General features: G+C 64.6%; 18 protein-coding genes. 10 read left to right on the plus strand and 8 right to left on the minus strand.

Annotated elements, in window-relative coordinates; genetic code table 11:
• Positions 1–238 precede the first annotated feature (238 nt).
• Complete coding sequence (locus LQG66_RS23505) at positions 239–1921, plus strand: methyl-accepting chemotaxis protein (RefSeq protein WP_231318043.1); 1683 nt, start codon at positions 239–241, stop codon at positions 1919–1921.
• Positions 1922–1994: 73 nt separating this feature from the next.
• Here the strand turns inward: LQG66_RS23505 and LQG66_RS23510 are convergent, their stop codons facing one another.
• From LQG66_RS23510 to murJ, 4 genes are all read right to left on the minus strand, one after another.
• On the minus strand, positions 1995–2564 hold the full coding sequence (locus tag LQG66_RS23510) for a NifU family protein (RefSeq protein WP_231318044.1): 570 nt from the start codon (positions 2562–2564) through the stop codon (positions 1995–1997).
• Between the two features lie 108 nt (positions 2565–2672).
• Entirely contained in the window at positions 2673–3167 is a 495-nt protein-coding gene (locus LQG66_RS23515) for a universal stress protein (RefSeq protein ID WP_231318045.1), read from the minus strand.
• A gap of 123 nt (positions 3168–3290) precedes the next feature.
• Positions 3291–4343 (minus strand): tryptophan--tRNA ligase, encoded by a 1053-nt coding sequence (trpS, locus tag LQG66_RS23520; protein ID WP_231318046.1) that lies wholly within the window; start codon positions 4341–4343, stop codon positions 3291–3293.
• A gap of 49 nt (positions 4344–4392) precedes the next feature.
• Positions 4393–5952, minus strand: a complete 1560-nt coding sequence (gene murJ / locus LQG66_RS23525; RefSeq protein ID WP_231318047.1) for a murein biosynthesis integral membrane protein MurJ — start codon at positions 5950–5952, stop codon at positions 4393–4395.
• Between the two features lie 70 nt (positions 5953–6022).
• Between murJ and LQG66_RS23530 the strand changes: the two genes are divergently transcribed.
• Positions 6023–7024 (plus strand): adenosine kinase, encoded by a 1002-nt coding sequence (locus LQG66_RS23530; RefSeq protein ID WP_231318048.1) that lies wholly within the window; start codon positions 6023–6025, stop codon positions 7022–7024.
• Between the two features lie 363 nt (positions 7025–7387).
• Here the strand turns inward: LQG66_RS23530 and LQG66_RS23535 are convergent, their stop codons facing one another.
• The gene (locus LQG66_RS23535) at positions 7388–8581 is read right to left on the minus strand and encodes a serine hydrolase domain-containing protein (RefSeq protein WP_231318049.1); all 1194 of its coding nucleotides are present in this window, start codon (positions 8579–8581) and stop codon (positions 7388–7390) included.
• 343 nt (positions 8582–8924) lie between these two features.
• Here LQG66_RS23535 and LQG66_RS23540 point away from each other — a divergent pair, with 343 nt between their 5' ends.
• Both LQG66_RS23540 and LQG66_RS23545 read left to right on the plus strand, forming a co-directional pair.
• Complete coding sequence (locus tag LQG66_RS23540) at positions 8925–9245, plus strand: hypothetical protein (protein ID WP_231318050.1); 321 nt, start codon at positions 8925–8927, stop codon at positions 9243–9245.
• A gap of 171 nt (positions 9246–9416) precedes the next feature.
• On the plus strand, positions 9417–10910 hold the full coding sequence (locus tag LQG66_RS23545; RefSeq protein ID WP_231318051.1) for an NAD-dependent succinate-semialdehyde dehydrogenase: 1494 nt from the start codon (positions 9417–9419) through the stop codon (positions 10908–10910).
• A gap of 2 nt (positions 10911–10912) precedes the next feature.
• On the opposite strand, the gene LQG66_RS23550 is transcribed toward LQG66_RS23545, so the two are convergent.
• Positions 10913–11536: a hypothetical protein gene (locus LQG66_RS23550; protein ID WP_231318052.1), complete on the minus strand. Its 624-nt coding sequence runs from the start codon at positions 11534–11536 to the stop codon at positions 10913–10915.
• Positions 11537–11935: 399 nt separating this feature from the next.
• Here LQG66_RS23550 and LQG66_RS23555 point away from each other — a divergent pair, with 399 nt between their 5' ends.
• The 5 genes from LQG66_RS23555 to LQG66_RS23575 all read left to right on the plus strand — a co-directional run bounded on the left by LQG66_RS23555 (position 11936) and on the right by LQG66_RS23575 (position 15933).
• Positions 11936–12625, plus strand: a complete 690-nt coding sequence (locus LQG66_RS23555) for a phytanoyl-CoA dioxygenase family protein (RefSeq protein WP_231318053.1) — start codon at positions 11936–11938, stop codon at positions 12623–12625.
• Between the two features lie 143 nt (positions 12626–12768).
• The gene (locus LQG66_RS23560; RefSeq protein ID WP_231318054.1) at positions 12769–13533 is read left to right on the plus strand and encodes an alpha/beta fold hydrolase; all 765 of its coding nucleotides are present in this window, start codon (positions 12769–12771) and stop codon (positions 13531–13533) included.
• Positions 13534–13650: 117 nt separating this feature from the next.
• Positions 13651–14280, plus strand: coding sequence for a glutathione S-transferase family protein (locus LQG66_RS23565; RefSeq protein ID WP_231318055.1), 630 nt, complete (start codon positions 13651–13653; stop codon positions 14278–14280).
• A 186-nt stretch (positions 14281–14466) separates the two neighbouring features.
• The gene (locus tag LQG66_RS23570) at positions 14467–15132 is read left to right on the plus strand and encodes an HAD hydrolase-like protein (protein WP_231318056.1); all 666 of its coding nucleotides are present in this window, start codon (positions 14467–14469) and stop codon (positions 15130–15132) included.
• A gap of 123 nt (positions 15133–15255) precedes the next feature.
• Positions 15256–15933 (plus strand): nitroreductase, encoded by a 678-nt coding sequence (locus LQG66_RS23575; protein ID WP_231318057.1) that lies wholly within the window; start codon positions 15256–15258, stop codon positions 15931–15933.
• A 315-nt stretch (positions 15934–16248) separates the two neighbouring features.
• Here LQG66_RS23575 and LQG66_RS23580 read toward each other — a convergent pair whose 3' ends face one another.
• A complete protein-coding gene (locus LQG66_RS23580) occupies positions 16249–16728 on the minus strand; it encodes an Lrp/AsnC family transcriptional regulator (protein ID WP_231318058.1) in 480 nt (159 codons plus the stop codon).
• A gap of 175 nt (positions 16729–16903) precedes the next feature.
• On the opposite strand from LQG66_RS23580, the gene LQG66_RS23585 reads away from it, so the two are divergent.
• Positions 16904–17296 (plus strand): nuclear transport factor 2 family protein, encoded by a 393-nt coding sequence (locus LQG66_RS23585; RefSeq protein ID WP_231318059.1) that lies wholly within the window; start codon positions 16904–16906, stop codon positions 17294–17296.
• An 838-nt stretch (positions 17297–18134) separates the two neighbouring features.
• Here LQG66_RS23585 and LQG66_RS23590 read toward each other — a convergent pair.
• Positions 18135–19049: a phosphoribosylaminoimidazolesuccinocarboxamide synthase gene (locus tag LQG66_RS23590; RefSeq protein ID WP_231318060.1), complete on the minus strand. Its 915-nt coding sequence runs from the start codon at positions 19047–19049 to the stop codon at positions 18135–18137.
• Positions 19050–19062: the final 13 nt, after the last annotated feature.

Here is a 19062-nt window from a genome sequence, read left to right on the forward strand (position 1 = left end):
TGAAGGTGGCGCCAATAGCTTTTGTGGTACCTTGATAAAGTTAGTTACCGCCTTCATTACATCCTCATCGCGAAAAACGCATCAAGGCGCAACCAGCGATATGCTAAACTACTGAATTAGCAGCCATTTAAGCAAATCTTTCCGGGCCTGTGGGAATTATCCGTCCCGTAGTTTCAGGGGGACATGCGCGCCGTCCGTCGGCGGGATCGCCGCCCCCGTCCCGAGAAGAGGATTCTCCATGTCGTTTTGGCGAGGCAATTCCGCATCGCGTGATGCAATGGCCCAGGTTGATGCGATCAATCGCTCGCAGGCCGTGGTCGAGTTCGGCACCGACGGCACGATCGTCACCGCGAACAAGAATTTCCTCGACACGATGGGCTACGCGCTGGCCGAAATCCAGGGCAAGCACCACTCCATGTTCGTGGCCCCCGACGTGCGTGACAGCGCCGAATATCGCGCCTTCTGGGCCGACCTGAGAGGCGGCAAGTTTCGCTCCGGCGAATACAAGCACTTCGGCAAGGGCAACCGGCCGATCTGGATTCAGGCCAGCTACAACCCGGTGCTGGACGGCGGCAGGCCGGTCAAGATCATCAAATTCGCGTCCGACGTGACCGCACAGAAGATGCACAGCATCGAGGATGCCGGAAAGCTCGCGGCGATCGGCCGCGTGCAGGCGGTGATCGAGTTCAATCTCGACGGCACCATCATCGACGCCAATGATCAGTTCCTGCATGCAATGGGCTATACGCTGGCCGAGGTGAAGGGCCGGCACCACAGCATGTTCGTGACGCCGGACGAGCGCGACGGCGCGGCCTATCGGGACTTCTGGGCCGGCCTCAAACGCGGCGAATTCCGCTCAGGCGAGTTCAAGCGCTGCGGCAAGGGCAACAAGGAGGTCTGGATCCTCGCCTCCTACAATCCGATTCTCGACGACACCGGAGCCCCGTTCAAGGTCGTGAAATATGCCTCTGACGTCACGCAGCCGAAACTGACCGCGGCCGATTTCGCCGGCCAGATCGCGGCGATCGGCAAGTCCCAGGCCGTCATCGAATTCGATCTGGATGGGATCGTACGCGACGCCAACGAGAACTTCCTCAAGACGCTCGGCTATACGCTGGCCGAGGTGAAGGGCAAGCATCACCGCATGTTCATGCCGTCCGGCGCGAGCGAGACGGCTGAGTACCGCGATTTCTGGGCCGCGCTGAAGCGCGGCGAGTTCCAGAGGGGCGAGTTCGAGCGTGCCGGCAAGGGCGGCCGTCAGGTCTGGATCCAGGCGAGCTACAATCCGATCAACGACCTCAATGGCAAGCCGTACAAGATCGTGAAATTCGCCACCGACGTCACGGCGCAGGTGATCACCCGCATGAAGGGCGAAAAGGTCCGCGGCATGATGGAGCACGTCGCGGCCGGCGCAGAGCAACTCAACAATTCGGTGCAGCAGATCGCGGACGCCATGGCAAAATCGAAGGACACCGCCACGACCGCGGTCTCGCGCGTCGAGGCGGCGGATCGTCAGGCGCAGCGGCTCTCCGCGGCTGCGGGCGCCATGAGCAGCATCGTCGAACTGATCGGCCAGATCACCGGCCAGATCAATCTGCTCGCACTCAACGCGACCATCGAATCGGCCCGGGCGGGCGAGGCTGGTCGCGGCTTTGCGGTCGTCGCCGGCGAGGTGAAGAATCTGGCCAACCAGGCCCAACAGGCGACCGACCGGATCGGCAGCGAGATCGGCAATCTCAACGGCATCTCGTCTGATGTCGTCGGCGCGCTCGATGCCATCAAGAACGCAATTCAGAACGTCAGCGAATATGTCTCATCGACGTCGCAGGCGGTCGGCGAACAGAGCACGGTCGCCAACGAGATGTCGTCGAGCATGCGCCAGGCAGCCGCCGAGGCGGCCGGCATCGGCAAGGCGGCGTGAGAAGAGGGCAACTCGCGAGTAGCGAATGGCAGATCGCGCTATTCGCCACTCGCCATTCCCTATTCGCCTCTCCTCACATCGGGCGGACTTCGACCACCTCGGGCACGAAATGCTTCAGGAGGTTCTGGATGCCGTGCTGCAGGGTCGCGGTCGATGACGGGCAGCCGGAGCAGGCGCCCTTCATGTTGAGATAGACGATGCCTTCCTTGAAGCCGCGGAAGGTGATGTCGCCGCCGTCATTGGCCACCGCCGGGCGGACGCGCGTCTCGATCAGGTCCTTGATCATGCCGACCGTCTCGCTGTCGGCCTCGTCGTAGAACTCGTCGTCCTCGTCGGCGGATTCGTCATTGGCCGCGCTGCCATCGGCGAGCAGCGGCGCGCCCGACATGTAGTGCTCCATGATCGCGCCGAGGATCGCGGGCTTCAGGTGCTGCCATTCGCCGGCGCTCTTGGTCACGGTGATGAAATCGGCGCCGTAGAACACGCCGGTGACGCCATCGACGGCGAACAGGCGCTCGGCCAGCGGGGAGCGCGCGGCGGCGTCGCGGCTGCCGAACTCCATCGTGCCAGTCGGCAGCACGTTGCGGCCCGGGATGAATTTCAGGGTGGCGGGATTGGGAGTGGCTTCGGTCTGGATGAACATGGCTTTCTCCGGCAGCGCCGGTTCAAGGCCGGCCTGTGAGGTTCTCTTAGCAGATGGCGAGGGCGCGCGCACGATCAAGGGGCTCGCGCCGGGGTTTGCTGTGCAACCCTATGACAGAGCGTCGATATCGGCGTCCGCGAGGTCACCCGGGACGATCACGAGCGGGATCGGGAACGCGCCGATCGTCTTGGTCACGTGGGTCACCAGCGGTCCCGGGCCATCGGCGCCGGAATTGGCGGCGAGCACCAGCAGCGCGATGTCGCTGTCGTGTTCGATCGTGGCCAGGATCTGCGTGGTCGGATCGCCTTCCCGGACGACGCGTTCCGGTGCCATCGCACCGATCGCAAACAGGAGCGTAGCCGCCTGGTCGAGAGCGGCATTTGCGTCTTCCTGGGCTTCGGCCCGCATCAGGTCGGCAACCCCCAGCCATTGCTGGTTCTGATCCTCGGTCTCGATGACGTGCAGCGTCACGATCCGGCCGCCGGCACGGGTCGCCCAGCGGCCGGCATAGCGGACCGCGCGATCCCATTCTGCACTGTCGTCGACCACGACCAGGCATTTCGGCGTATGGCCGGACTGGTAGCTCTGCCGCTGCACCACCATCGCGTTCCCGCCTGCTGCTGCTGCTCGAACCCAGCGATGCTGCCACAACCCATCTCCGTTGGGGAGAGGGGCGTGCCGTTTCCGTTCATCGAAAGGGCGGCTTGCAACCTGCGCCGCTCTCCATCAGTGCTTGCGGATGAAGCCGACGATGTCCCTGGCGGTCTTCATCGTCTCCGCGGCGATCGCCTGGGCGCGCTCGGCGCCATCGACCAGCACGGACTCCACATAGCCCGGATCGGCCGTCAGACGCTTCATCTCGGCGGCGATCGGACCGAGCTTGGTGACGCACAGTTCGACCAGCGCGCTCTTGAAGCTGGAGAACTGGCCGCCGCCGAACTCGCGCAGCACGTCGGCCTTGTGGCGGTTCGACAGCGCGGCATAGATACCGACCAGGTTGTCGGCTTCGGGGCGCGTCTCCAGGCCCTTCTCCTCGGTTGGCAGCGGCTCGGGATCGGTCTTGGCCTTGCGGACCTTCTGCGCGATCGTGTCGGCATCGTCGGTCAGGTTGATGCGCGAATAATCCGACGCATCCGACTTCGACATCTTCTTGGTGCCGTCGCGCAGCGACATCACGCGCGTCGCCGGCCCCGTGATCAGCGGCTCGGGCAAGGGGAAAAACAGCCCGTCGCCGAAGCCCTGGGCGCGGATGGAATCGCCGAAATCATTGTTGAACTTCTGCGCGATGTCGCGCGAAAGCTCGAGATGCTGCTTCTGGTCCTCGCCGACCGGAACGTGGGTGGCACGATAGAGCAGGATGTCGGCCGCCATCAGCACCGGATAGTCGTAGAGCCCGACCGATGCGTTCTCGCGGTCCTTGCCGGCCTTCTCCTTGAACTGGGTCATGCGGTTCAGCCAGCCGATCCGCGCGACACAGTTGAAGATCCAGGCCAGCTCGGCATGGCCGGAGACCTGGCTCTGGTTGAACACGATGTGCTTCTTCGGATCGATGCCGGCGGCGATGAACGCCGCGGTCACCTCGCGGGTGTTGCGCGCGAGCTCGGCAGGGCCGCCCCAGACGTCGATCGGCATGGTGATCGCGTGCATGTCGACGACGCAATAGATGCAGTTGTGCGTCTCCTGCATCTTCACGAAGTTGACGATCGCGCCGAGATAGTTGCCGAGATGCAGGTTGCCGGTCGGCTGGACGCCCGAGAAAACCCGTTCCACGAAGGCCATGGTCAGTGTTCCAGATGATGGATTTGGTGCGTCGTTTGGCACGAGCGCCTCAAAGGTGCAAGTCGGGGGCAGGCCTGTGGCGGATCGCCCGGACCGTTTCCCGCCAGCTCACGACGCCGAGCGCCAGGAGCAGCAGGGCATACAGGATCACCGCGCCGCCGATCAGCGTCAGCAACACCACAGCCGCGCCGATGTGGGGCCCGGTCTGAGAGCCCAAGGTCAGCGCGGCCGCGCTCCACAGCGCGGCGCCCATTGCCGCCGCGGCGAGCGCGATGCGCGGCAGCCGGCGCCGTGACGCGGGCGGGATCGCAAAGCCGAAACGCGCCGCGCCGCGCCGGATCAGCACCGCGGCATTGGCCCACGCGCCGAGCGCGAGGCCGGCGGCAATGCCGCTCGCGCCGAAGGAATGACCGAGCAGGAACGCCAGCGCGATCGCGGCGCCGCATCCGATCAGAGTGGCGCGCAGCGGCGTCTGCGTGTCCTCGCGCGCGAAGAAGGCGGGCTGCAACGCCTTGGTCAGCACCTGCGCCGGCAATGCGGCCGCGAGCCAGGTCAGCACGCGCGCGGTCGCCACGGCATCGGCGTCGGTGAAGGCGCCATGTTCGAACAGCAAACGAACGATCGGCTCGGTCAGGATCATCAGTCCCAATGTCGCGGGCAGCGCGAGCCCGATCGTGAGCTCGAGGCCGCGCGATTGCAGCTCGGCCAGCGCCGCCTTGTTGCTGGCGTGCAACGCGCGGCTCAGCTCCGGCACCAGCACCGTGCCCATCGCGACGCCGACGAGGCCGAGCGGCAGCTCGATCAGGCGGTTGGCGAAGTAGAGCCATGATACCGCCGACGGCGTGGCGGACGCGATGATCGCGCCGCTGATGGCCAGCAGTTGTGGGCCGGCGCTCGCGACCATCCCGGGCAGCGCCTTGCCGAAGAAGCCGCGCATCTCCGCGTCCAACACGACCCGCACGGGCGAGGCGATGCTGACGCCGCGTCCGCGCCGCGCCAGCATCACGAGCTGCAGCAATCCGGCGATGCCGATCGTGCCGGCCAGCAGCAGCGCTGCGTTCGTGGGATCCGGATGTTGCACCAGCAGCACAATCGTCACGGCGATCAAGGACATGTTGAACAGCAGCGGTGCGAAGGCCGCCAGCGCGAAGCGTCCTTGCGCGCTCGACAGCGCGAGCAGCACGGTCGAAGGGCCGGCGAAGGCGAGATAGGGCAGCATCAGCCTGGCATCATTCACGGCCAAGGTGAGCGTCTCTTCACCGGCAAAGCCGGGCGCGATCACGCTCATCGCGAGCGGCATCACGGCCGCGAGCGCGAACGTTGCCGCGAGCAGGCCGGCGCTGACCGTGCCGAGCACGCGGCCGGCAAAAGCTGCCGCCTGCGTTGGGCCAATTTGTTGGTATAATCGCAGCCAGGCCGGCACCAGCGCGGCGTTGAGCGCGCCTTCCGTCAGCAATCGCCTGACGACGTTGACGAGCTGAAACGCCGCAAGAAATGCATCCGCGACCGGCCCGGCGCCCAGCAACGCCGCCATCAGTGCGTCCCTGACGAAGCCGAGCAGGCGAGAGGCCAGTGTTCCTGACAACACAGTCACGAATGAGCGGATCATCAGGCTTCTATAGCAGCGCCGCTTGTGATAGGCCGCAGCGTTTGCAAAACGCCGTAAACGGGGCCAGTGGATGACTGACGCGAAATACGATGTTCTCGGTATCGGCAACGCGATTTTCGACGTGTTGGTGCAGGCCGACGAAGCCTTTCTCGCCAGGCATGGCATGACCAAGGGCGGCATGGCGCTGATCGACGAGGCGCGCGCGGCCGCGATTTACCGCGACATGGGACCAGCCACCGAAATGTCGGGCGGATCGGCGGCCAACACCATCGTCGGCCTCGCGAGCCTCGGCGCCCGTGCCGCTTATGTGGGCAAGGTCAAGGACGACCAGATCGGGCGGATGTATACGCACGACATCCGGGCGGCCGGCGTCGCCTTCGACACCGCGCCCGCAGCCGACGGCCCGGCCACCGGCTGCTCCTACATCCTGGTCACGCCCGACGGCGAGCGCACCATGAATACCTATCTCGGCGCCGCGCAGAACCTGACTCCGGCCGACATCGATCCCGCGCAGATTGCAGCCGCGCGCATCATCTATCTCGAAGGTTATCTGTGGGATCCGAAGGACGCCAAGGACGCGTTCGTGAAGGCTGCCACGATTGCGCATGACGCCGGCCGCGAGGTCGCACTCACTCTGTCGGATGCGTTCTGTGTCGATCGCTATCGCGAGGAGTTTCTCGACCTGCTGCGCGGCGGCACCGTCGATCTCGTGTTCGCCAACGAGACGGAGCTGCATTCGCTGTACCAGACGTCGGATTTCGACGGCGCCCTGAAGCAGCTGCGCGAGGATGCCACGCTCGGCATCGTCACCCGCAGCGACAAGGGCTGCGTCGTGGTGTCGAATGACGGCGTCATCGCGGTGCCGGCGCATCCGATCGAGACGCTGGTTGACACCACCGGCGCCGGTGATCTGTTCGCGGCCGGTTTCCTGTTCGGGCTGGTGCGCAAGACCGGCTATGAGGCGGCCGGCCGGTTCGGCGGCCTCGCCGCGGCCGAGGTGATCCAGCACATCGGCGCGCGGCCCCAAGTGTCGCTGAAGGATCTCGCCGCGCAGCACGGGCTGAAGGTTTAAGCTCTCAGGCGCACGGCTTGCTCGGTCCCATCCTTTTGCTCGGTGCCCTTACCTCTCCCCGCTTGCGGGGAGAGGTCGGATTGCATCTTAAGATGCAATCCGGGTGAGGGGGTAAAGGTCTCGCAGCGAACACCACCCGTGCGTCTGCCCCTCACCCCAACCCTCTCCCCGTAGGAACGGGGCGAGGGAGCGCACCGTCAGTGCCGCAAAAGCTCGTATCTCTCCGGCAGATATCCATCCAATTTGTTGAAGAGGGCGTGCTTTCAAAAGGGTCCTTCTGCGCAACTAATAACTCTATCGGTCAGGATGAGCCGAAGGCGAGCGGATCGATCCGCCGCCCGCCCTCCGTGCTGTCTCAACTCATCACGCCGCTTTTTGCCCGCCGGCCGCATCCAGCCCCGCATAGACGCCGCGCTCGAAGCCCGCGAAGGTCTCCAGGCACAGCCGGTCCGCGAACGGCAACAGCTGCATCAGGATCACGCCGGTGACGTCGCGCGCGGGATCGATCCAGTAGTAGGTGTTGGCGAGGCCGGCCCAGGCGAGGCTGCCGGCGCTGCGGCCTTCCGCCGTCTGCGCCGTCGTGATCATGAAGCTCAAGCCCCACTTCTTGACGATGTCGGGATAGAGGTCGACGTCGTTGGTGACGCCCGGCACCGCCGCGGCCATCTTCGTCATCTCGAGCTCGCCGATGTGGTTGTCGCGCATGGCGGCGACCGTCTCGGGCTTGAGCACCTGGTTGCCGTTGCCGCGGCCCTGGTTGAGGATCATGCGGGTGAAGCGGATGTAGTCGCCGGCGGTGCCGTAGAGCCCGCCGCCGCCCATGTGGAACTCGGGCTCCTGCTCGATCTCGAACGGGATCGGCGCCAGCTTGCCGTCCTCGCCGCGGGCATGCATGCCGACCAGGCGTGCGCGCTGCGACGGACCGAGCTTGAAGCCGGTATCATCCATGCCGAGCGGCGCGAACAGATTGTCACGCAGATAGGCGTCGAGCTTCTGGCCGCTGACCGCCTCGATCGCCTTGCCGACGAAATCGATGTTGATGCCGTATTCCCAGCGCGTGCCGGGATCCGACGCCAGCGGCAGCGTCAGCGCATCGTTCTTGCAGGTGATGATGCCGGGCGTGCCGGCCTTCTCCACATAGCTGGCCATGTCGCCGTTCCACATGTCGTAGCAGAAGCCGGCGGTGTGGGTCATCAGGTGGCGCAATGTGATGTCGGTCTTCGCCGGGCGCAGGATCGGCTCGCCGTTCGCATCGAAGCCATCGAGCACCTTGGGTGCAGCGAGGTCCGGCAGCACGCGGCCGATCGGCGCATCCAGCGACAGCCGGCCCTGCTCGACCAGCTGCATTCCGGCGGCACAGGTGATCGCCTTGGTCATCGAGGCGATCCAGAACACGCTGTCGGTGGTCATCGGATCGTCGCGGCCGAGGTCGCGTTTTCCGAACGCGCCTTCGTAGATCACCCCATTGCTGTCAGCCGCGACTGCGACCACACCGGGGATCTCGCCGGCCTCTGCCCTCTGCCGCAGCACGCCATCGATCTCGGTCTTGCTCTGCATCAACGCCTCCCATTCCGTTCTTGTGTGACGGTAGGTGATTGTTTCCCGGCGCGACCGAGCCAGCAAGGACCGTCGCAGATCGACTTGGTCGCGATCTCGTGATGATGCAGCGCGGGCATTGCGGCAGGGGAGAACGGCGCTGCCGATGCCACAGCGCTTCAAAATATTCAGAGAATCATGATTAGTTCCATGGAGCCGCGAGTCCGTCACATGGGCGCCATGTTCCCACCACGGGCTTGCGACTGTTGTGAGTTGCAACCATTTCTGCCTTAAAGGGTTCAACAAACGGCTTTTTTGAGCCGATGACGTTTTTTTGGCGGCAACGTCCGCCGTTGGGGGCGATATGATTTCGACGTGGAGCGAGTGGAAGCGGTATCCGCGGCCGGGGCGCGGTGACAATATCGTGGCACCGATCACCCCGGGAATCTACGAGGTGCGCATCGCGGCGACCGGCGCGCTGTATTCGTTCGGAGCGGTCGACAATGTGGCGCAGGCGCTTGCGCTCTTACCCGTCGGCCACAAGTCGTGGTTCGGGCGCCGCGATCCCGCCAGCTTGCCGGACCTGGAATACCGCACTTGCGCGACCTCGACCAAGGCCGACGCCAAGGCCGCGGCGGAACGCATGATCGGCCGTCGCGAGACCTACATGAGCGGCGCGGCCTGATACCGCTCTGATCCGACGCCCGCCCGCGACCCCGGCGGCACCGCATTTGGTGCTGTAGAGGTACGGTTGGCTCGGTCGAATGTACCGTTCAGGAGGCGCACATGCCGTGCGCCGCTGCCATGCGGGGGCTATATTCCGAGCGAGATACCGATCGCTTCGAGGAGTTGCCCGATGACATCGACCGCCGCCCGCGCATCCCAATCTCCTGCCTCGAGCCTGCGAGAGCGTCTCAAGGATCCGTCGCTGCTGCGCGAGCAGAGCTACATCGACGGCGCCTGGGTCGGCACGCCGGTTTTCCCGGTCGTCAATCCCGCGACCGGCGCGGAGATCGCCAAGGTCGCACAGCTCGGGCCTGCGGAGACGACGCAGGCGGTCGAAGCGGCGTCGCGCGCCTTCCCGGCCTGGGCCAAGCTGACCGCCAAGCAGCGCTCCAACATTCTGCGAAAGTGGTTCGAGCTGATCACCGCGAACCGCGAGGATCTCGCGTTGATCCTCACCTCCGAGCAGGGCAAGCCGCTCACGGAAGCGCTGGGCGAGGTCGATATCGGCGCGGCCTATATTGAGTTCTTCGCCGAGGAAGCCCGCCGCGTCTATGGCGAGACCATCCCGACCCAGAAGCCGGACGCGCGGCTGCTCGCGCTGAAGCAGCCGATCGGCGTCTGCGGCGCCATCACGCCGTGGAATTTCCCGAACTCGATGATCACCCGCAAGGTGTCGCCGGCGCTCGCCGCGGGCTGCACCGTGGTGCTGAAACCGGCCAACGAGACGCCGCTGTCGGCGCTCGCGCTCGCCGTGCTGGCCGAGCGTGCCGGGATCCCGGCGGGCGCGCTCAACATCGTCACCGGCGATGCGCCGCCGATCGGCAAGGTGCTGTGCGAGCATCCGGCCGTGCGTTTCGTCGGCTTCACCGGCTCCACCGAGGTCGGCAAGATCCTGTATCGCCAGTCGGCCGGCACGGTGAAGAAGCTCGGCCTCGAGCTCGGCGGCAACGCGCCGTTCATCGTGTTCGATGATGCCGATGTCGACGCCGCGGTCGAAGGCGCGATGGTCTCGAAATATCGCAACATGGGCCAGACCTGCGTCTGCGCCAACCGCCTCTATGCCCAGGATAAGATCTACGACAGCTTCGTGCAGAAGCTCGCCGCCAAGGTCGCGGCGATGAAGGTCGGCGACGGCACTGAAGCCGGCGTGACGCAGGGGCCGCTGATCAACGCGGAGGCGGTCGAGAAGGTCGAGCGCCACATCGCCGACGCGGTCAAGGGCGGCGCCAAAATCATCACCGGCGGCAAGCGCCACGCGCTCGGCCGCACCTTCTTCGAGCCGACCGTGCTGTCGGACGTGAAGGCGGATGCGCTGGTCGCGCATGAGGAGACGTTCGGCCCGCTCGCGCCGGTCATTCGCTTCCATAGCGAGGCTGATGTGATCGCGATGTGCAACGCCTCGCCGTTCGGCTTGGCGTCCTACTTCTACGCCCGCGATCTCGGCCGCGTCTGGCGCGTCGCGGAGGCGCTGGAGTCCGGCATGGTCGGCGTCAACACCGGCCTGATCACCACCGAGGTCGCGCCGTTCGGCGGCGTCAAGGAGAGCGGCCTGGGACGCGAGGGCTCGCATCACGGCATCGAGGAATATCTCGAGATCAAATACGTGATGATGGCGGGCGTGTGAGCTCAGGCCGACTTGTCGACCGCCGACGACGTCGAGGCAAGCTTGTTCACCGGGACCATGTAGGACTTGTTGCCGACCTGGTAGATGACCTTGCCGCTCTTGCCGTCGTCGGTCGAGATCTGCGACTGGCCGAACATGATGACGTTCCTGTAGACGATGCCAGTGCCCTGACGGGTGACGCCGTTCGTGGTGACGCTGACTTGCGCCTCGTTGCCGTTGACGGAAAGCACGCGGAAGCTCGCGCTCATGCCGTTATCGCCCGAATAGCCAGCCCAGCTCCCGGCGAGATTGCTCTCGTTGGCCGGAGGCGCCTGCTTCTGGAGCATCGCCGTGGCCTTGCCGCCGCCGGCCGAGAACAGCAGCACCGCGTTCTTGCCATCCTTGGTTCCGAGCGTGACGGGCCCGAAGTCGATGGTTGAGCCGTTGACAGTGCCGATGCCGCGCTCGGTATGCCCATGGTGGGTGTATTCCACCGTGGCTTGGCTGCCGCGAATGTTCACAACCTTGAAGCTCACGGCCTGGCTGTTGGCCGTCCAGCTGCCTTTCCATTCGCCCAGCAGATTGCTCTGGTGATAGACCCGCTCCATCGCGGGAGAGATCCGGCTGGTGCTTTGGACAACCGCCATATGCGCCTCGGAGGAGCCTGCAGGCTCCATTTCTCAATATTTCTATTTGTTTCAAACGATGAAAATAAGTAATTTGGTAGTGGTTAACGCACGGTTAACCGCCGCCGTCCGGCAGCCCCGCTGCGACGTGACCTTTCGCCTCAGTGCCGTGTCGCCTCGGCGCCGTGATGGGTGGCGAAGTGCAGCCGCTCCGTCCTGATCGTCACGAAATAGCCCAGGGGCTTCCGCGTGGGCACCGCCTCCGACTGTGACGTTCGTCGTCGGACCAACCGCGAGCGGCGACGAAGTCAGTGTCGGATTGCTGGCGTCGGCCACGATGGCGTGCCGCTTGCGGAGAGGTGATGGATCGTCAACGATGCGAAGCATTCGACCAGCTCCTCGCGATGTATGAGCGCAGCCATGACCGCGGCATCGATCTGCACCACCGTCGGCCGGCTTGCTGCGGCCGACGCGCATCGCCTGGATGAGGACGGCTATCTGCTGCTACGAAGTGCGATCCCGGCAGAATGGATCGTGGCGTTGCGGAACGCATTCGAGGCCGGCACTGTCCCGTCCGAGCAGTGGCCGGTCCCGCGCGGACGCGACTGGCGCCATGCCATGGTCGATCTCGATCCGACCGTGCAGCGCGTCTGCCGTCTGCCGGTGATGCTCGCGGCGGTGCATCACGTCCTCAAGGCGCCGTTCTTCCTGGGCCAGGTCGAAGGGCGCGAGCCGCGCGCCGATGGCGGCGCGCAGCCGCTGCATCGCGACAGCGTCGAGCGCTGGCGCACCGACTCGGTGTCGGCGCTCGCCTTCCTCGATCCGTTCGGCCCCGACAACGGCGCGACGCAGCTGGCGCCGGGCACGCATCGCCGCGGGACCGACGATGCGCAGGCGGCATCATCCGCCTTCGTCACGACCGGAGAGGCCGGCGACATCCTGCTGTTCGATGTCAACGTGCTGCACGGCGCCACGCTCAATCGCAGCGGCGCGCGCCGCCGGTCGCTGCTGATCACCTATGCCCTGGCCGAGCAGCAGGAGCAGTGGCGCGGAACGCGCGCCTTGCGCGCGGTGCGCATGGATCAGGACGAGATCTTCGGGGTGACGTGAGAGCGCCGGAGTGCGTTGATCGATTTGCGACGAGGACGTCGCTCGAGGCGCCTGAGCTTGTCGTTCTTCGTGTTTGCGCGAATCATCGAGCAAGTTCGTTCATCCTCTCTGTGTTGATGCACTCAAAGCTATTGGGGACGGTGTTGAACGCTTATTGGCTCAGTACGGCATCTGCGAATATCGCCTATCGCGAGATGCCGGGTAGCGGCCCAGCCGTGGTCTACATTCACGGTCTCGGTTGTGCGTCGTCAGCCGAGTATGAGGGTATCGCAGCCTCACCTGTTCTTGCAGGAAGACGAGCGATCCTGGTCGATTTGCTGGGCTCAGGGTTGAGCGATCGGCCCGCAAGCTTCAGCTATTCCATCGAAGATCATGCACGCTCGGTTGCCGAGTTGCTCTGCGACGTGGTGCCAGGTTCGATCAATCTCTTCGGTCATAGCATGGGGGGCGCCGTTGCCATCGTGCTTGCCGAGATTTTAGGCACGAAGGTTGAACGAGTCGCGTTGAGTGAGCCAAACATCGACCCGGGCGGCGGGGTCTTCAGCAAAAGGGTCGCCGCTATGTCCGAGTCTGACTACGTGGCGCGGGGCCATTTCGATTTGGTTGAGGCATCGAAAGCCCAAGGCAATGCCGTATGGGCTACGTCGCTCGCGCAAAGCGCTGCATTTGCTGTGCACCGCGAAGCAGTCTCGTTGATCAAGGGCAGTACGCCGACTTGGCGCAGAACTCTCTATGGCTTGAAGATGCCGAGAACGGTCATCGTCGGTGAGCGCTCCCTGCCTCACCTCGATATCGGTGATCTTTCGCACCACGGCATTTCCGTCACCGTCGTTGCTGAAGCCGGACACTCGCTGGCGATCGAAAATCCGGATGGCCTCGCGAGTGCCTTGCATCGCGCGCTGACTTGAGACGCGAGACGTGTGTTCAGCGATGGGGTGGCAGCAACAGACAAGTGTATGATTCATACGAAATGCTGCGACGTGCGAGCTCGTGCCTCGACCCGAGCCTCGCAAGGGAGAATGAGCATGAAGCTGTACGACAACGCCACCGCACCGAGCCCACGCCGCGTGCGCATCTTTCTCGCCGAGAAGGGTCTCACCCTTCCCACCGTGCAGGTCGACCTGCGCGGCGGCGAGCAGTTCACCCCGGCATTTCGCGCGATGAATCCCGATTGTACGGTCCCGGTGCTCGCGCTCGACAGCGGCGCTGCCATTACCGATGTCATCGCGATCTGCCGCTATATCGAGGAGCTGCATCCTGAGCCCGTCCTGATGGGGCAAGACGCGGAAGAACGGGCGCTGGTCGAATGCTGGCTACGGCGGATCGAGTGGGATGGCATCTACGCCATCCAGGAGGCGTTCCGGAACAGCGTGCCGGGCTTGGAGCACCGCGCGCTGCCGGGGCCGCTGCCGCTTGACCAGATTCCGGCGCTGGCGGAGCGCGGCCGTCTGCGGGCTCAGCATTTCCTGGCATGGCTCGATGCGCGGCTGGCCGATCACGCCTTCGTCGGCGGAGCCGCCTTCACGATCGCCGACATCAGCGCCATGGTGGCCGTCGATTTCTCCGCCCGCGCGAAGCTCGCGCCGCCCGAACATCTCCGTCATCTCAAGCGATGGTATGGCGAGGTTTCGAGCCGTCCCAGTGCGAAGGCATGACGCGCATCCGCCGGACCCTCGGGGGCAGGTTCAGTTGTTGGCGGGGAAAGAGCAATTGCTCGTCGAGGCGGGCAGATCGGTCCGCCCATCTGGCGAACAACGGAACTAATCCGCCATTGCTCCGAGATTGCGGGTCTTGGACTGAGCAGACATTTACGGCGTTGCAGCCCGCCGCTATGGTCGGACATGTCCCCGGTTCATTCAGTCCTGCTCGACCTCGACGGCACCTTGATCGACTCGCGGCCCGGCATTGCCGCGAGCACGTTGGCAGCGCTGCGCGCGCTCGGGCACGCGCCCGACGACACGCTCGATGTGACCAGCGTGATCGGCCCGCCGCTGCAGGACATGCTGCGGGTGCTGCTGCAGGCCTATGGCGATGACCGGGTCGATGAGGCCGTCGCGGCCTATCGTCAGCACTATGGCGACAGCGGGCTGTTCGGCAGCGAGCTCTATCCCGGCATCCGCGACGCGCTGCAGGAGATGAAGAGTGCCGGGTTGCGGCTCTATCTCGCCACGTCGAAGCGCGAGGTGTTCGCGCGGCGCATCCTGGAGCATCTGGATCTGGCGTCGTTGTTCGACGCCATCCATGGCTCGGTGCCGTCAGGTGAGCTGGACCACAAGCCGGAGTTGCTCGCGCATATTCTCATCCAACGGAATATCGCGGCGCCGCACGGCCTCATGGTGGGCGACCGCCGTCACGACATCGCCGGCGCCCACGCCGTCCGGATGCGCAGCCTCGGCGTGCTCTGGGGCTATGGCAGCCGCGATGAGCTCGAAGCTGCCGGCGCAGACCGCCTCGTGGAAAGTCCCGCCGATCTCGCGCGCACGGTTCTGTCGATGCTGAAGCGATAGCTCGGTGCCGGTCCAGTCGGCTGGACTTGCAGTGACCTCGCCGGCCCGCCTCGTCATCTTGCACCGGGACCGAAAAGCCGCAAATATCCCTGCAACTCATTTCATCCCGGGAATCGCCCACACATGCAGTTCGACGACGTCATCCTCGGTCGCCGCAGCATTCGCGGTTACAAGCCCGATCCCGTGCCCAGGGCGCTCATCGAGGAAATCATCGGGCTGGCGATGCGCGCGCCGTCGTCGATGAACACGCAGCCCTGGAATTTCTACGTCATCACCGGCGAGCCGCTCAACCGCATCCGGGCCGGTAATACCGAGCGGATGCTGGCTGGCGTGCCGCAGTCGCGGGAATTTCGCACCGGCCAGCCCTTCGATGGCCCGCACCGTGAGCGGCAGGTCGGCGTCGCCAAGCAATTGTTCTCCGCCATGGGGATCGCGCGCGACGACAAGGACAAGCGTCAGGACTGGGTCATGCGCGGCTTCCGCCAGTTCGACGCGCCGGTGTGCGTGATCGTGACCTATGACCGCGTGCTGGACGGCAGCGACGACACGCCGTTCGATTGCGGCGCCGTGACCAACGCGCTGGTCAACGCCGCCTGGTCGCGCGGGCTGGGCGCCGTGATCAACAGCCAGGGCATCATGCAATCGCCGGTGGTTCGTCAGCACGCCGGCATCGCCGACGATCAGGTCATCATGAAGAGCATCGCGCTCGGCTGGCCGGATCACGATTTTCCGGCCAATGCCGTCGTGTCCGAGCGCAAGTCGGTGAAGGAAGCGACGGTGTTTGTCGGGTTCGAGGATTAGCTGCGCGCACCGGCGAATGGTCGATGACGAGAGATCGGAGCATCATGGCTTGGCCTATTGGGTAAAAAGGATCCTCCTGAAGTCCGGCGAGCTCGTCACGGAGCATGAGCTTCGTCGTGACGAAAACTATCATCAAGGAGTCCCGCCCGTTGTCGGGGACGTGATAGGTGTTCGATGTCGCGGTCGTCACTTCAAAGCCAAAGTCATTTGGGGCAACTGGCTCGGAAGGGACGGTCCAACTGATATGCCCGTGCTGCTGCGTGTCGAGGAGATCTAGCTACCTCAGTCCGAGAACTTTTCCCTGGTGCCGAGAGCTCATTGGGAGTGCTCCAACGGCAGAGGTGCCGCGGCTTTGCGGGTCTGGATGGCGATGTTGCTTCTGACCTCGCGGACGATGGGCAGGGTCAACAGCCGCTCGACCAGGAACTGCCGATAGTGCTCCAGGTCGGCGGTCACGACCTCGAGCAGGTAGTCTGAATCGCCGGAGACCAGATGGCAGGCGAGGACTTCCGGCATTGCGCAGACGATATCCTCGAAGGCCAAGGCATGCTCGTTCGCATGTCCTACGATCTTGACCGCGAGGAATGCGGAGAACCCGAGGCCGACGCTGTCGCGGTTCAGGACGGCGCGATAACCCTCGATGATGCCCTCCTGCTCCAGCCGCTTGACGCGACGAAGACAGGGCGAAGGTGACAATCCGACCCGGTCGGCAAGGTCGACATTGCTCAGCCGCGCGTCGGCCTGCAGTTCTCCGATGATGCGTTGGTCGATCGCGTCGAGCTTGGCTTTTGGCATATCTCTGACAATCGCGGAGGAGGGTTGGGGATTTATTGCGTAGGGCGCCGGCACAATAGCACAGTTCGCAAGGACATGCGCCCTGGTCCGGGCCGAAGATGTCCGTCGACAACAGCCGCGCTTGCCCGCCTTCTTCGTATGCGATGGCGCTGCTCCAAACCGGGAGACGTCGAACATGGCCGACATCGCTGCGCACCGATCCGTGACTGCTGCCGTCGAGAGCTATTTCAGTCTGATGTTCGACTTCGATGTCGACGAGTTCGATCGTGTGTTTGCGCCGACTGCGCAACTGCACGGCTTGCGTGACGACGGCCTGCGCGTTCTCACCGCGGCCGAGTATCGCCAGCTGTTGGCGACCACTCCCTCGCCACAGTCGAAAGCGGCGCCTCGTCACCAGGAGATCTTGCTGATCGACCTTGCCTCGCCATCTCAGGCGCTGGTCAAGGTGCGCGTAAGGATCGATCAATTGCTCTATCTCGATTATCTCTGCTTCCACCTGATTGATGGTGAGTGGCTGGTGACAGCCAAGTCGTTTCATATCGAGAGCCGCTTTGCGGCTGCCGGATGATTGCGCGTTCGCTGGTGTGCCGCTTGTCAGCTGCGCGAAAACTGCCCGTCGGGTTACCTTGCCGCTGAATTTTGACTTGCGCTTTTTCCGAAATCGTGGTTGTATCCGCACATCCCGTCCTCATGCAGAGGGGCGTACGCGTCGTCACGATACGTAGAAGGCGGGGAGCGGTGGCCGTGGGCCTGTCAGGTGCTGATGCGCTGGACGATTAGCAGCTCGCGGACGTTCAAGCCGTGTGGTCCTGGCGCCCCGATGCTGGCGCTAAGCCCGCTGCGACATGACGTGTCGCGCGGATGACGGGGGCAAACAAGCCCGGTCCCCGGGGAGAGCACGGAGCAGACGTTAAAACTATCGCGCAGGGAGGGCCGGGTCGTCCGGCTGAACCTGTGGTACCTGCCGCCTGCATTTTTTTGAGCAGGCGGGCCACGGGCCTCAGTCGAGGTCCGGCCTTCCCTGCGCCCTCTGCATTTTCGAGGGCGAGATCGATCCGCATAGCTCGGGCCATGGCGCCGCGAGGCCGATGACGTGTGTCTGGTCTTCAGTTTCCTGAAGGATGATTGCACTCGGATTGCAAGTTATAAGAGCGAACAATCCGCGGCGAGATCGGTGCTCACCTCGCCCCGCTTGCGGGGAGAGGTCGGATTGCATCGAAGATGCAATCCGGGTGAGGGGGTACAGGTCTCTCCACACACTTCCCGTGCGTCTGCCCCTCACCCCAACCCTCTCCCCGTAAGAACGGGGCGAGGGAGCGCACTGCCGGCGCGGCGCAAGTTCGTATCACAACTCACGAGGTCAGCACCTGTCCTCAGTCTCGGCGATAGCGAGTGAGTTTAGCCACTCAGATCTTCAGCTCACTGCCCGTCACGCGCCTGAACGCCTCGAGATAGCGCTGGCTGGTGGCGTCGACGACGCTTTGCGGCAAGGGCGGCGGCGGTGCGTCGCCGTTCCAGCGCCCGGCCTTGCGCTCGGCGTCGAGATAGTCGCGCAGCGGCTGCTTGTCGAAGCTCGGCTGCGGCCGGCCCGGCTGATAGGCGTCGACCGCCCAGAACCGCGACGAGTCCGGTGTCATCACCTCGTCGATCAGAATGATGTGGCCATCCTTGTCGCGGCCGAACTCGAACTTGGTGTCGGCGATGATGATGCCCTGCTCGCGCGCCAAGGTTTCGCCGAGCGTATAGATCGCGCGCGTCATGCTCTCCAGCGCGTATGCCGTCTCGTCGCCGACCACCTCGCGCATCCGTGCGATGGTGATGTTCTCGTCATGGCCGGTCTCGGCCTTGGTCGCCGGGCTGAAGATCGCGGGCTCGAGCTTCTCGCTCTCGACCAGGCCTTCGGGCAGCTTCTCGCCGGCCAGCGTGCCATCAGCGGCATATTCCTTCCAGGCCGAGCCGGAGAGATAGCCGCGGATCACGCATTCGATCGGAAACACCGTGGTGCGCTTGCACAGCATGGCGCGCCCAAGGATCTCGTCGCGATGCGGCTTCAGCTCCGGCACCGCGGCGATGATCTCATCGGCGTCGGCCGAGATCATGTGGTGATGCACGACGCCTTCGAGCGCATTGAACCAGTACGCCGAGATCTGCGTCAGCACCGCGCCCTTCATCGGGATGGTCTCGTTCATCACGACGTCGAAGGCGGAGATGCGGTCGGTCGTGAGCAGCAGCACGCGGTCGTCGCCGACGGCATAGATGTCGCGGACCTTGCCGCGGCCGATTTTCGGGAGCGGCAGATTGCTGGTGAGGAGCGTGGTCATCGTGCGGGGCTTT

Source organism: Bradyrhizobium ontarionense (genome assembly GCF_021088345.1).
Classification (GTDB): domain Bacteria; phylum Pseudomonadota; class Alphaproteobacteria; order Rhizobiales; family Xanthobacteraceae; genus Bradyrhizobium; species Bradyrhizobium ontarionense.

What these genes read in the sequence shown, in the direction of transcription:
- LQG66_RS23505 (WP_231318043.1), top strand. Translation starts at nt 239, where the DNA reads ATGTCGTTTTGGCGAGGCAATTCCGCATCGCGTGATGCAATGGCCCAG.
- LQG66_RS23510 (WP_231318044.1), bottom strand. Translation starts at nt 2,564, where the DNA reads ATGTTCATCCAGACCGAAGCCACTCCCAATCCCGCCACCCTGAAATTC.
- LQG66_RS23515 (WP_231318045.1), bottom strand. Translation starts at nt 3,167, where the DNA reads ATGGTGGTGCAGCGGCAGAGCTACCAGTCCGGCCATACGCCGAAATGC.
- trpS (WP_231318046.1), bottom strand. Translation starts at nt 4,343, where the DNA reads ATGGCCTTCGTGGAACGGGTTTTCTCGGGCGTCCAGCCGACCGGCAAC.
- murJ (WP_231318047.1), bottom strand. Translation starts at nt 5,952, where the DNA reads ATGATCCGCTCATTCGTGACTGTGTTGTCAGGAACACTGGCCTCTCGC.
- LQG66_RS23530 (WP_231318048.1), top strand. Translation starts at nt 6,023, where the DNA reads ATGACTGACGCGAAATACGATGTTCTCGGTATCGGCAACGCGATTTTC.
- LQG66_RS23535 (WP_231318049.1), bottom strand. Translation starts at nt 8,581, where the DNA reads ATGCAGAGCAAGACCGAGATCGATGGCGTGCTGCGGCAGAGGGCAGAG.
- LQG66_RS23540 (WP_231318050.1), top strand. Translation starts at nt 8,925, where the DNA reads ATGATTTCGACGTGGAGCGAGTGGAAGCGGTATCCGCGGCCGGGGCGC.
- LQG66_RS23545 (WP_231318051.1), top strand. Translation starts at nt 9,417, where the DNA reads ATGACATCGACCGCCGCCCGCGCATCCCAATCTCCTGCCTCGAGCCTG.
- LQG66_RS23550 (WP_231318052.1), bottom strand. Translation starts at nt 11,536, where the DNA reads ATGGCGGTTGTCCAAAGCACCAGCCGGATCTCTCCCGCGATGGAGCGG.
- LQG66_RS23555 (WP_231318053.1), top strand. Translation starts at nt 11,936, where the DNA reads ATGACCGCGGCATCGATCTGCACCACCGTCGGCCGGCTTGCTGCGGCC.
- LQG66_RS23565 (WP_231318055.1), top strand. Translation starts at nt 13,651, where the DNA reads ATGAAGCTGTACGACAACGCCACCGCACCGAGCCCACGCCGCGTGCGC.
- LQG66_RS23570 (WP_231318056.1), top strand. Translation starts at nt 14,467, where the DNA reads ATGTCCCCGGTTCATTCAGTCCTGCTCGACCTCGACGGCACCTTGATC.
- LQG66_RS23575 (WP_231318057.1), top strand. Translation starts at nt 15,256, where the DNA reads ATGCAGTTCGACGACGTCATCCTCGGTCGCCGCAGCATTCGCGGTTAC.
- LQG66_RS23580 (WP_231318058.1), bottom strand. Translation starts at nt 16,728, where the DNA reads ATGCCAAAAGCCAAGCTCGACGCGATCGACCAACGCATCATCGGAGAA.
- LQG66_RS23585 (WP_231318059.1), top strand. Translation starts at nt 16,904, where the DNA reads ATGGCCGACATCGCTGCGCACCGATCCGTGACTGCTGCCGTCGAGAGC.
- LQG66_RS23590 (WP_231318060.1), bottom strand. Translation starts at nt 19,049, where the DNA reads ATGACCACGCTCCTCACCAGCAATCTGCCGCTCCCGAAAATCGGCCGC.